11 protein-coding genes and 3 pseudogenes are annotated in these 11,682 nt (G+C 67.1%); 7 read left to right on the top strand and 7 right to left on the bottom strand.

What is annotated here, in order from left to right; all coding sequences use genetic code 11:
* Positions 1 to 42 precede the first annotated feature (42 nt).
* Positions 43 to 573 carry a tannase/feruloyl esterase family alpha/beta hydrolase gene (locus tag ABIE67_RS02145; protein ID WP_370252440.1) on the top strand — a complete coding sequence of 177 codons (531 nt, stop codon included), beginning with the start codon at positions 43 to 45 and terminating at the stop codon, positions 571 to 573.
* A gap of 242 nt (positions 574 to 815) precedes the next feature.
* Here the strand turns inward: ABIE67_RS02145 and ABIE67_RS02140 are convergent.
* A pseudogene (locus ABIE67_RS02140) lies at positions 816 to 980 on the bottom strand (IS110 family transposase); the annotation flags it as partial.
* 337 nt (positions 981 to 1,317) lie between these two features.
* Positions 1,318 to 1,836 (bottom strand): transposase, encoded by a 519-nt coding sequence (locus ABIE67_RS02135; protein ID WP_370252435.1) that lies wholly within the window; start codon positions 1,834 to 1,836, stop codon positions 1,318 to 1,320.
* A 126-nt stretch (positions 1,837 to 1,962) separates the two neighbouring features.
* Here ABIE67_RS02135 and ABIE67_RS02130 point away from each other — a divergent pair, with 126 nt between their 5' ends.
* Entirely contained in the window at positions 1,963 to 2,124 is a 162-nt protein-coding gene (locus ABIE67_RS02130) for a hypothetical protein (RefSeq protein WP_370252430.1), read from the top strand.
* A 590-nt stretch (positions 2,125 to 2,714) separates the two neighbouring features.
* On the opposite strand, the gene ABIE67_RS02125 is transcribed toward ABIE67_RS02130, so the two are convergent.
* The 3 genes from ABIE67_RS02125 to istA all read right to left on the bottom strand — a co-directional run bounded on the left by ABIE67_RS02125 (position 2,715) and on the right by istA (position 6,271).
* Complete coding sequence (locus ABIE67_RS02125; protein WP_370252425.1) at positions 2,715 to 3,917, bottom strand: IS110 family transposase; 1,203 nt, start codon at positions 3,915 to 3,917, stop codon at positions 2,715 to 2,717.
* 216 nt (positions 3,918 to 4,133) lie between these two features.
* Entirely contained in the window at positions 4,134 to 4,904 is a 771-nt protein-coding gene (gene istB, locus ABIE67_RS02120) for an IS21-like element helper ATPase IstB (protein ID WP_370252131.1), read from the bottom strand.
* Positions 4,904 to 6,271, bottom strand: coding sequence for an IS21 family transposase (gene istA / locus ABIE67_RS02115; RefSeq protein WP_370252421.1), 1,368 nt, complete (start codon positions 6,269 to 6,271; stop codon positions 4,904 to 4,906). Before istA ends, istB begins: the two co-directional genes overlap by 1 nt.
* 168 nt (positions 6,272 to 6,439) lie before the next feature.
* Here istA and ABIE67_RS02110 point away from each other — a divergent pair.
* The 4 genes and pseudogenes from ABIE67_RS02110 to ABIE67_RS02095 form a co-directional block, all read left to right on the top strand.
* A pseudogene (locus ABIE67_RS02110) lies at positions 6,440 to 6,793 on the top strand (transposase); the annotation flags it as partial.
* A 99-nt stretch (positions 6,794 to 6,892) separates the two neighbouring features.
* Complete coding sequence (locus tag ABIE67_RS02105; RefSeq protein ID WP_370252416.1) at positions 6,893 to 8,212, top strand: IS256 family transposase; 1,320 nt, start codon at positions 6,893 to 6,895, stop codon at positions 8,210 to 8,212.
* A 191-nt stretch (positions 8,213 to 8,403) separates the two neighbouring features.
* Positions 8,404 to 8,682 carry a winged helix-turn-helix domain-containing protein gene (locus ABIE67_RS02100; RefSeq protein ID WP_370268077.1) on the top strand — a complete coding sequence of 93 codons (279 nt, stop codon included), beginning with the start codon at positions 8,404 to 8,406 and terminating at the stop codon, positions 8,680 to 8,682.
* Positions 8,598 to 9,164, top strand: coding sequence for a transposase (locus tag ABIE67_RS02095; protein WP_370268074.1), 567 nt, complete (start codon positions 8,598 to 8,600; stop codon positions 9,162 to 9,164). Before ABIE67_RS02100 ends, ABIE67_RS02095 begins: the two co-directional genes overlap by 85 nt.
* A 171-nt stretch (positions 9,165 to 9,335) precedes the next feature.
* On the opposite strand, the gene ABIE67_RS02090 is transcribed toward ABIE67_RS02095, so the two are convergent.
* Positions 9,336 to 9,917: a Uma2 family endonuclease gene (locus tag ABIE67_RS02090; RefSeq protein WP_370252411.1), complete on the bottom strand. Its 582-nt coding sequence runs from the start codon at positions 9,915 to 9,917 to the stop codon at positions 9,336 to 9,338.
* A 92-nt stretch (positions 9,918 to 10,009) separates the two neighbouring features.
* A pseudogene (locus tag ABIE67_RS02085) lies at positions 10,010 to 11,239 on the bottom strand (IS3 family transposase).
* Positions 11,240 to 11,241: 2 nt separating this feature from the next.
* Between ABIE67_RS02085 and ABIE67_RS02080 the strand changes: the two are divergent.
* Positions 11,242 to 11,658, top strand: coding sequence for a hypothetical protein (locus tag ABIE67_RS02080; protein WP_370252406.1), 417 nt, complete (start codon positions 11,242 to 11,244; stop codon positions 11,656 to 11,658).
* Positions 11,659 to 11,682 lie beyond the last annotated feature (24 nt).

The raw sequence follows: 11,682 nt of genomic DNA, 5'->3' as shown, positions 1-11,682 counted from the left end.
TAAGTGATCCTCCTGCCAGCCCCTCACCGGGGCTGATCGAAGGTGTCCACCACTCAGGGGGAGGGTCCACCCAGGTTCAACTCACTCGACCTCGATCCTCTCCGCCCCGGGCAGTGGCTGCAGCGCATCAGCGAGCTCTCGGCTCTCCAGGACGCCAACAACCCGGACCTGCGCGCCTTTGCCAAAGGCGGCGGCAGGCTTCTGATCCTGCATGGCACCGCGGATGAACTGGTCAGCCACCGATCCACCGCCGAGTACTTTGAACGCGTAGTGAAAACGATGGGCCGGGCAGCGGCCGAGCGGTTCGCACGGCTCTACCTCATTCCCGGTGCCAACCATGGCAGCCTCCAGCCGGCATTCGCACCGAGTTGGGACTCGGTGACCGCCCTGGAGGAGTGGAACGAGCACGGTAAAGCCCCCACGCATCCGGTGGTCACTGATGTGCACGCTGCTGGCCAAGGCCGCACACGACCACTGTGCGAATATCCCGCCTGGCCGCGTTACATCGGCAGTGGAGATCCCAATGCTGCGGCGAGCTTCACCTGCGGCATTGTTACTTCTGACGCGAAGTAGGAGGGAGGCCTCCCGCTCCGGCCGGTGGCGGGCAACTCTGCGGTTGCCCTATCCGGGCCCGTTCTCCCTGTCCAGGGAGAGGCAGCCCTCATGAACACACTGATCCGGGAGCGCCGGGTCAGCGGGTTCGCCGAACGGCGCTGTCACTCTATTGGGGTGGCTAGTGGGGGAGGGTGGGTCTGGGCGTGTTTCTCCCGTTCACCGGCCGGTGTCAGGCGGTCGTGGGTCAGCCGGTGACCTGGGGCGTCGAAGACGTCGTCGATCAGCCGGGTGGCCATGCACGGGGCCTTCGGCCGGATCACTTCGACGAGTCTGCGACGTCCGGCTTTCCGCAAGGCGCCCGGGGATCCGTAGTGTTCCAGCAGCCAGGTCACCGCTGGGTGGTCCAGGCGGGGTCCGAGGACGCGTCCAGCGAGGGTGTCGGCGTACAAGCGAATGCGGCCCTGGCAAGATTTCCGTGAAGCTGGGGTGTGCCGCCGTGGCGCCGGTGACGCTTCGTCACGGATGGCGGCACTGTCAGCGAGTGTGATGACCTCGTACGAATCATATCTCCGCACCTCGATGCGGTGCGGGTGGAACGAGTGTGGGTGGCGGGCGGAGTGGTCCGCATCGCGGCCTGCACCCGCGAGTTGACGGTGGCGTCCGGACTGCGGTCGCGGTTCGCGCGGGTGCACAGCCGCTTTGCTGGCCCTGGCAAGATTTCCGTGACGTCGGGGTGTGCCACCGTGCGCCAGTGACGCTCCGTCACGGATGGCGGCGTCTGAGGTGGGCCATGAGGATGACGCGGTGGCGGAGAAGCGGGATGCCTGCGCGGCCCGCCATGATCCTTTTCTGGAGTTTCAGATCCGTGATGCGGCCTTCGTTGACGCCGGAGTTGAACGGGGTGGTGATGCCCTGCACGACCGCGGGCTGGTCCTCGCGGATCGCCGTGGCCAGGCTGGCCAGGGCCGGAAGGCGCGAGGTTGTGAGTTTCTCAAGCCAGTCCGGCAGCGGAGTGGCGTCGCGGGCATCGAGCATGGCAGCGAACTCGCGGACCAGGTCATGGGTGCGGTCCAGCTCCGGGCAGGCGGCGCGGATTCGTTGCAGCCGCTCGGTGTCGTGCAGGCCGCGCCGGGCTGGTGCGGCGGTGATCCAGCGGGCAACTTCTCGTGGTGAGGGCGGCCGCTCGCGGGGTGTGTCGATCGGGGCGCCGTCGGCGATGGCCTGCCGGTAGACCAGTGAGCCGTCGCGGCGACCTGGACGCCGGGATGGTCGCGCAGCCACCGGGCCAACTGCTCGGCGTCCCGGCCCGCCCAGAGCGTGAGCGGGAGCCGGGTGTCGGCATCCACCAGCAGGGTGCCATAGACGTCGGCGTACAACGCGAAGTCGTCCACACCCAGCACCCGGGGCGTGGACGACTTCGGCAGCGGCATGCGCATCAGGTGGAACAGCACGCTGGTCCGCGACAGCGGCACGTTCAGGATCTGCAGCAATCGCGTGCCACCGCGGCCGGCGAGCAATATCGCGGCCATTTCCACCAGATGCTGCAGCAACGGCGTGCGGCGCTGGTAGCGCACCGTCAGTTCATCGAGCTGCTCGGCGAACGTCCGCCGCCCGCAGCGCGGGCTGTCACAAAACAACCGCCGCACCGACAGGCCGATCAACACCGGCCGGGCCACCGACCGCGAGATCAGCCAGCGTGCGGACGTAGCGGCTGTGCACCCGCGCCGAGCTTCTGCCGCAGTCCGGGCACGCAACCGGCAACTCGCGAGTGCGGGCGGAAACATGGACCACGCCGCTCTCCACCCACACCCGCTCCACCCGCACCGCATCCAGGTGCGGGGACACGATCCGTACGAGGTCATCACACTCGCTGACGGTGCCGCCATCCGTGACGGAGCGTCACCGGCGCACGGTGGCACACCCCAACGTCACGGAAATCTTGCCAGGGCCCGCTATGACCGTACGTTGGCCGATGTCACTGTGGGTGGCCGCCCGGTGGTGATCGGGCTGTCGGTGCGGCGGTCGTTCTGTGAACCCCGGACTGCGGTCGGCGGACGTTTGCCGAGCAGGTTGAGGGGCTGACGGCGCGCTACCGGCGGCGCAGCCCACTGCTGCAGCATCTGGTGGAGATGGCGGGGGGGGTGCCTCTATGTCTTTGGTCAAGCGAGGCGTGGGGTTCTGGGTTCGTAGAAGGTGCCGTCGCGGAGCATTGCGAACAGCACATTGATGCGTTGTCGGGCGAGCCGGAGGAGGGCTTGTGTGTGGGTCTTTCCGCGGGCTCGGCAGCGGTTGTAGTAGGTGCGGGAGGCGGGGTCGTGCAGGGCGGCGAACGCGGACAGGAACATTGCGCGTTTGAGCTGCCGGTTGCCGCCTCTGGGTGCGTGTTCGCCGTGGATGGAGGTGCCCGATGACTTCGTGGTCGGGGCGAGGCCTGCGTAGGAGGCGAGGTGGGCGGCGGTGGGGAAGCTGGTGCCGTCGTCGACGGTGACCAGCAGCGTGGCGGCGGTCCTGACGCCGACGCCGGGCAGCGACGTCAGGACCTTCGAAAGAGGGTGGTCCTCCAGCAGGGTGCTGATCTGGGCTTCTGTCGCCCGGCGTTGTTCGTGGACGGCGCCGAGCGAGCGGGCCAGCGAGGGGATCACGATGTCGAGCGTGCCGGTTCCCGGAACGACGACGGTCTGTTCGTCGAGCGCGTCGAAGACATCGTCGATCAGCCGTGTCGCCATGCGCGGGGCCTTGGGGCGGATCACCTCGACCAGTCTGCGGCGTCCGGCCTTTCGCAGCGCGGCCGGGGATCCGTAGCGTTCCAGCAGCCAGGTGACGGCCTGGTGGTCCAGACGCGGGCCGAGGACGCGTTCCAGCGACGGGTGGAACTGGGTGAGCAGGCCGCGGATCTGGTTGGAGGTGCGGGTGGCCTCGGCCGCCAGGTCCTGGTCGAAGCCGACGAGCACGGTCAGCTCGGCGGTGATCTCGTCGGTCAGCTCCAGCGAGCGCAGGGTGTGGGGCATGGTGCGGGCCGCGTCCGCGATCACCGCGGCGTCCTTCGCGTCGGTTTTCGCCTCGCCGGGGTAGAGGTCGGCGATCCGCCGCATCGCCAGGCCGGGCAGGTAGGCGACCTTGCAGCCGGTGTCCCGGGCGACGGACAGAGGCAGAGCGCCGATGGAGGCCGGCTGGTCCACGATCACCAGGACGGTGCCGAACTTGGTCTTCAGCCTGTCGAAGACGTCTGGCAACTTCGGTTCGGTGTTGGGCAGTTGTTTGTCGAAGACCTTCTTGCCGACCGGGGTGAGGCCGTGGCCGTGGTGGGCGCTTTTGCCGACATCCAGGCCGAGGAAGACGCCTATCTCGTCGCTGTCGTTCAAGCCGTCCTCCCGAACGAGGTTGTGCGGTGCTGGCCGGGGCGTTGGCGTCGTGCGCGCATCCACGTTATGCAGACCTGCCGCCTGCGTAAGACCGGGCATTGCGCTCGGCCAAGCGGTAGTCGGGCCTCATCAGCGTCTCCAACGGCGCCTCTTGTCCGCGTACGACCTCAACTACAGAAGCGCGTACGACCTCACGTCCAGAGGTCGGCATCGGGATCATGCCACGGTGTCATCTCCTTCGATAGTGGTGAATCGGTTCTTGAGCCTGAAGCTCGGGCCGTTGATCGAAATGACCTCACAGTGGTGGAGGAGCCGGTCGAGGATGGCGGTGGCCAAGACCTCGTCGCCGAACACCTGGCCCCACTCGCTGAACGATTTGTTCGAGGTCAGCAAGATCGAGCCGGTCTCATACCTTTTCGAGACCAGCTGGAACACGAGGTTCGCCTCGGCCCGGTCCAGGGGCAGATAGCCGACCTCATCGACCACCAGGACGTGGGGCTTGAGGTAGGTACGCATCTTGGCCGCGAGACGCCCCTGGGCCTCTGCTTCCTTGAGCTGGCGGACCATGTCGTCCAGCGAGGTGAAGTAGACGGAGAAGCCGGCCTTGCAGGCCGCTATCGCGAGTCCCACCGCGAGGTGTGTCTTGCCTACTCCGGGCGGACCCATGAAGGCCGCGTTGGCCTTGGCCTCGACGAAGGAGAGGGCAGCGAGGTCCTTGACCTTGCGGACGTCGAGGTCGGGCTGGAAGGCGAAGTCGAAGTCATCCAGGGTCTTGTGGTGCGGCAGCTTCGACAGACGCAGGGCGGTGCGAAAGCGCCGTCCGTCGCGGACGCCGGTCTCTTCTTCCAGGACGAGATCGAGGAAGTCGAGGTAGCCCATCTTGTCGAGGTCGGCGCGGGCGGCCAGCTGCTCGAGACTGGCCGCGAGGTGGGGCAGGTTCAGCTTGTCGGCGTGCTTGCGGATCCGTGCGGTGATCAGGTCACTCATCAGTTCACTCCGGGCATCGTCAGGCCGGCGGCGAGGTCGTAGTCGGCCAGCGGGCGGCGGGAGACGGGGATGCGGGCGACCGCGGTGCGGGCCAGCAGGGCGTCCAGGGAGCCGGATTCAGACCTAGTGACGTCCGGGCGGTCTTGCTGGTCGGGCTCGTCGGCGGTGGTGACGCTGCGGGTGTGGCCGTCCGCGAGGCCATCCCAGTGGGCCTCATCGACCACCCAGCTGCCCCGCACGTCCGCCCGCTGATGGAGCGCGAGCAGGCTGTCGCTGCCCGCGGCCTCATCGAGGTGGTGGATGGCGATCTCGGCCTGCGCGCCCCGGACTTCAACCTGCTGACCAGGACGGATACGGCGGGCGGGCACCGAGTAGAGGCTGCCCTCGAAGGAGACCAGGCAGTCCTTGCCGGCCCTGCGCAGGTGCCGCTCGACCACCCGGTAGGGATGCCCGGGCAGCGGGATCAGAGCGGCCCGGTCCTTCACGGCCCGCTCACCGATCACCTCACTGTGGGTGCGGTGGACCTGCCGACGTCGGATCGGCGCCCAGGCCATGAACGCCGCGTCCATCTCCGCGACGGAGCCGAAGGACCGGCCCGCCAGGACGTGATCACGGACAATGTCGACCTGCCTTTCGACGCGTCCCTTCCCCTGGGGCCGATAGGCCGCCAGGACGTCGATGTCGAAGCCGTAGGACGAGGCGAACGCGACCGCCTCGGGATGCAACGGCACCGCCTTGCCCGGCCCAACATGCCGCTTGACCACGGTCTTCGTCCGGTCGTAGACCACCGTGGCCGGAGTACCGCCGAAGTGCTCGAACGCGCGGCGGTGGCAGTCGAAGAACGTCGCCAGGTCCTGCGACGTGGTGAAGCAGCAAAACGGGTCCCGCGCATAGGACAGGACCATGTGAAACGAGTACACCTTGGCGATGCCGGCATGCGCGAGGATGCCGCCCTCATCACCCCAGTCGACCTGGGCCTGGCCCCCGGGCACGACCTCGAACCGGCGGTGCAGTCCGAACAACTGGCCTTCGTCCAGACCGAGTTCGACCCGGATACGGGGCCTGGCCTCGGCGACATACATCTTCACCCGCTGGTAGTGCCCCTCGAAGCCGTATTGATCGACCAGCCGCTCGTGGATCACCGCGGCCTTCAACTTGATGTCGACCCGCAGCCAAGCATCCACCACCGGCGCCAGCTTCGCTATCTTGCGGGGCTGGGTGCCCTTGCGCGACGGCGCCGCCGGCACCACCGCCCCCTCGGCGGCCAGGTACTTCTTCACCGTCCGCCAGTCATGCCCGGTCTCCCGGGCTATCGCGCTGATACTCACGCCCGCCTGATGCAGGGCACGGAACCTACGTAAGTCCATCCATTCCTCCGGATCCAGGATCATAAGAAGCGGTCACCCTTCGGACTCGTCTGCTCGGCCGCTGACGAACCGAAGGGTGATCGCCCCTTGCCTCGAACGTCTCTACGACGCGCCGAGAGCTCTGGACGTGAGGGTGTACGCCGCTATGGAGATGAGGGTGTACGCGGACACGGGGTGCTGGAGCGATACCAGCGACGCACCGCTCGTCTGACCAGGCAGGTCAAGGCCGTGGTCAAAGAGTTAGCGGGCCGGGCGGGATCACGTCTGCTGGCGATACTCGCGGTGGGCCTGTCCCGTCACACGGCCCTGCGCACCCTGCTGCGCATCCCGTTGCCGACCGGGCGGGTGCCCCGTGTGATCGGCGTCGACGATTTCGCACTTCGGCGGCGGCACCGCTATGCCACCGTGGTGATCGACGCCGAGACCCATGAGCGGATCGACGTGCTGCCTGACCGCACGGCCGACACGCTGGAAGCGTGGCTGCGCGAGCATTCGGGTGTCGAGGTCGTGTGCCGCGACGGTCAGCCGAGGCTGTTTACTCCTCTGTGTAAGAGGTGATCTTGCTGGGTGCTGGTCGGGCCCCGGATGACACCAGGAATGTGACGCACAGTGAGTGACCTGATGAACGAGTCCAGCCCGCACGCCGAGTCCGCAGAGCCGCGTGAGGAGGCGTCGAGGCGGCTGGCGGGGGCTTTATCGCCGGCGGCGATCGACCGGCTCCTGGCTGATGCGGAGGCGGCCGGGGTCGGTATTGACGGGGCCGGCGGGCTGCTGCAGCAGATGATGAAGGCGGTGCTGGAGCGGGCTTTGCAGGTGGAGATGGCCGACCATCTCGGTTACGAGGCCGGGGACCCGGCAGGCCGCGGCTCGGGCAACGCCCGCAACGGCTCCTACCCCAAGACGCTCACCACGGTGGCCGGCCCGGTCACGGTGGACGTGCCCAGGGACCGCCGGTCGGAGTTCGAGCCAGTGATCGTACCCAAGGGCCGGCGGCGTCTGGCCCAGGTCGACGACATGGTGCTGTCGCTGTACGCCCGTGGCATGACCACCCGCGACATCACCGCCCACCTCAAAGAGGTCTACGGCAGCGAGGTGTCCCCGGCCCTGGTATCCAGGATCACCGATGTGGTCGCGGACGAGATAACTGCCTGGCAGAACCGCCCTGTTGACGACGTCTACCCCATCCTCTACATCGACGCGCTGACCGTGAAGGTCCGCGACAGCGGCATGGTCACCAACAAGTCCGCCCACCTGGTGATCGGCGTCGACGTGGACGGCATCAAGAACGTACTGGGCATCTGGCTGCAGGACAGCGAGGGCTCGAAATTCTGGCTGAACGTGCTCACCCAGCTGAAGAACCGCGGCCTGCGCGACGTCCTGATCGTGTGCTGCGACGGGCTGGCAGGCCTGCCCGACGCCATCACCACAGTCTGGGAGAAAGCCCTGGTCCAGACCTGCGTGACCCACTTGATCCGCAGCTCGATGAAATACGTGTCGCACGGTGACCGCAAGCAGGTGACCGCCGCCCTCAAACCGATCTACACCGCCGCCACCGAATCCGAGGCACTGACCGCGCTGGACGAGCTCCGGTCAAACTACGGCAAGAACTACCCTGGCCTGATTGCCAGTTGGGAACGGGCCTGGGAAGAATTCATCCCCTTCCTCGCCTCCGACCACGAGATACGCAGGGTCATATACACGACCAACGCCATCGAATCCCTGAACTACCAGCTCCGCAAGATCACCAAGACGCGCGGCCACTTCCCCAGCGACGACGCCGCCGTCAAACTCCTCTACCTCGGCATCCGCCGCATCCAAGGCCGCCACATCGACGGCGACGGCCCCATCCCCAAAGGCCGCGTCCGCGGCACCGGCACCCTCGGCTGGAAACGCGCCATGAACCACTTCATGCCCGCCTTCCCCGACCGCCTCCCCCTCTGACCCCAGCAAGATCACCGACAGTAGCCAACCCCGGGGCCCGACCAGCAAGGCCACACACCTCTACATACACAAAGGAATTGACAACCTCGTGCAAGCTCTCAGCAGGCTGCCTTCAGAAGCTGGCCTCCTACCTACAAGAGGGACCGAGCGCGCACGGCTGGGACCAGGACCAGGTCTGGACTGGTGCGCGGGTGGCGACGCTGATCGGCAGGAAGTTCCACGTCTCCTACAGCGTCTCAGGCGCAACGAGGCTCATGCGCCGCCTCGGGTTCACTCCGCAGGTCCCCGCACGGCGGGCCGCGGAACGCGACGAGCAGGCCGTCACCGCGTGGAAGGAGGCGACCTGGGCGGAGGTAAAAGCGCCCGTGCGGCCTGCGACGGCTTCATCTGCTTCGAGGACGAGGCCGGGTTCACCCGCAGGCCGCCGAAGGGCCGCACCTGGGGCAGGCGGGGCATCACCCCGGTCGTGAGGGTCAGCGGCCGCCGCTCGGGCAGAGTCTCCGTCGCCGGGCTGATCGCGATGCGTCCCGGTTCACGGACCCGGCTGTGCCACCGGCTGCGGCTGCACACCGGGCGCAAGGGCGAACGCCGCAGCCTGTCCGAGGACGACTACATCCGCCTGATCGACGGGATGCATCAGCTGGTCAAGGCGCCCATCGTGCTCGTATGGGACCGGCTGAACACCCACGTATCCCACACGATGCGCGACCTGATCGACGCGCGCGACTGGCTGACCGTGTTCATCCTTCCCGCGTACGCACCCGAGCTGAACGCGGTCGAGTACCTGTGGGCCCACGTCAAACGCAGCCTCGCCAACCTCTCCAGCGTCGCCCTCGACCGCCTTGCCACACTCGTGCGCAACCGACTCAAACGGCTGCAGTACCGCCCCGACCTCCTCCCCGGCTTCCTCGCCGGGACCGGGCTCGCCCTCGACCTCCCACCATCACCGTGAAGCGCCGAAGTCAGTAAGGAATCAACGAGGCCCCCGGACTGTGGTGTTGAGACTTCAGACATCTCGCTCAACAGTCCGAGGGCCTCGCCTGTTACGGGACTGGACCACGTCACCCGAACACGCCCAAGTTGAAAAGGCTCCCAGTCAACGCCCGGCGGGGCGCAGTGGTTCTCAGCGGACGAGACGGGGGAGGTCGATGTCGATGCCGAAAGGTACCGCGGTCTTGATGCGCTCGCGGTAAATACCGGTGGCGACGTAGGCGTGGGTGGTGTCGTCCAGTTCGTACGTGTGGATCACGGGGAGGCTGTTTTCCTCCTCGATACGCCAATAGTGCGAGATACCCGCCTGCGCGTACTTGAACGGCTTCAGTGACCGGTCCCGGTCGGCGGACTCGTCTGAGACGACTTCGACGGCGAGGGCGACCTGATCGGGGAGGTAGCGCGTACGGTCCGGGTCGTAGGGGACCGTGACAGCAAGGACGTCAGGCTCGGGCCGGTTCTTCTCATTCAGTTTGACCGTCATTTCCCGGTCGATCACGAATCCCTCGGGCGCCTGATCGTCCAATGCGGTCGTCAGTCGGGTGACGACGCGGGCGTGCCAGGACCGCTGCGGGGACATCATGAAGATCAGCGCTCCATCGATCAGCTCGGTGTGTCGGGGGAGGTCGGGTGCATTGTCGAGGTCATCGGCCTCCCACCCACTCGGCCGGGGCGGCAGCATCCAGGGCGGAAGTGCGTCCCATGCGGTCGTCATCGTGTCCTCCTTCGGGCGCCCCGGCCAGCTTATCCGTCAGCTCCACGTGGTGGTGGGGCCTTCCACCCGAAGGGTGGACACCTGTTTGTTTGTTATGCGGCGAGTGTCAGGGTAGCTGACATCTGTTCGTAGGCGACGGGGCTGAGCTGTCCGTTCGCCGAGTGGCGGCGCCAGGTGTTGTACCGCGTCAGCCAGCGGAAGAGGGTACGCCGGCAGGCGCCGGCCCCGTCGAAGCGCCGTGCTCCCTTGAGGATCTCCCGTTTCAGAGACGCGTGGAAGGACTCGCAGGCGGCGTTGTCCGCACTCGTCCCGACGGCACCCATGGACTGGGTGACTCCCAACTCCCGGCAGAGGCCGGCGAATTCACGGGATCCGTACTGCGCCCCGTGATCGCTGTGGAAGATGGCGCCGTCGAGGCTGCCACGGGTGGCGGCGGCCATCTTCAGCGCGTCGGCAACGAGGTCGGTGCGCATGTGATCGGCGATCGACCAGGCCGCCACCCGGCGTGAGGAGCAGTCCAGGACCGTAGCGAGATAGAGGTGCTCGCCGTCTCCGACGGGGAGATACGTTATGTCGCCCATGTACTTCAGGTTCGGCGCGGCAGCGGTGAAGTCCCTCTTGAACAGGTCCGGCACCGGCGTCTGCGACGGCTCGGGGATGGTGGTGCGTATGCGCTTGCGCAGGTGGAAGCCGGTGATGCGGAACTTGCGCATGACGCGGGCGACCCTCTTCTCGTTGATGTGCATGCCGTGGGTGTCGCGGAGCTCGGCGGTGATGCGTGGGGCGCCGTAGGCGCCGTCCGAGTCCGTGTGCACGGCCCGGATCCTGTCGGCCAGGACCTGGTCGTCCCGCTCGCGATGGGCACGGGCCTCACGCGAAGAGCGCCACTTGTAGTAGCTGGAGCGGACGACGTCCAGCACGTGGCAGAGCCGCTTGACCTCGAAGGTCTCGCGATGGTCCTCGAAGGTACTGGAAGCGGCTCGTCACCAGCTCATCTCGGAGGCGAAAAACTTCGTGGCCTTGCGCAGGATGTCGCGCTCCTGGGCGAGCGTCGCATTCTCCTTGCGCACCGTCTTCAGCTCCGTGCGCAGGGCCGCTAACTCGGCCTCCAGCTCTTCCTTCGTGGCCTTGCTCACCGGGGTGTCCTTCATGTTCTTCGTGGTGCTGCCGCCGCGGGCGCGGTCGGCGCGGATCCAGTTCCGCAGCGTCTCCGGGTTGATCCCCAGATCGCGGGCGGCCTGCACGATCGTGAGGTCGGGGTCCGAGTGGTACAGCGCGACGGCGTCGGCCTTGAACTCGGGCGAATAAACCTTCATCACCATAAGTGGTCCCTCCTGCCAGCCCCTCACCGGGGCCGATCGAAGGTGTCCACCACTGCGGGGGAAGTGCCGAAGACGACTTCCAGGACGCGAAGGAGACCTGCCACCTCGACAAAGGCCAGGTCACCTGCTGGAACTCCTGGCACCGCTGGAGCGTGATCACCCTGGTCGCCTACGCCTTCCTGGCCGTCACCGCCGCCCTCGAACGCACCGCCCAGACCAGCCGGAACAACCCCGCCGAGACGGACCTCGTCACCCTCAGCAGCCACGAACTCCTCCGCCTGCTACGGGCCTTGATGCTTCCGCCGCCCCGGCGAGATGCCGAACACCTGCTGCGGTGGTCCCCCTGGCGCCGCCGCCACCAACACCACGCCCGCCTCTGCCACCGCCGATGGCACACCTACGCCGACACCACACCATGACCAGACAGCACATCAGCAGCCATC

This window comes from Streptomyces sp. V4I8 (assembly GCF_041261225.1).
Classification (GTDB): Bacteria; Actinomycetota; Actinomycetes; order Streptomycetales; family Streptomycetaceae; genus Streptomyces.
Note: the sequence above shows the minus strand (reverse complement) of the source record. Positions and strands in the feature narration are given on the sequence as shown.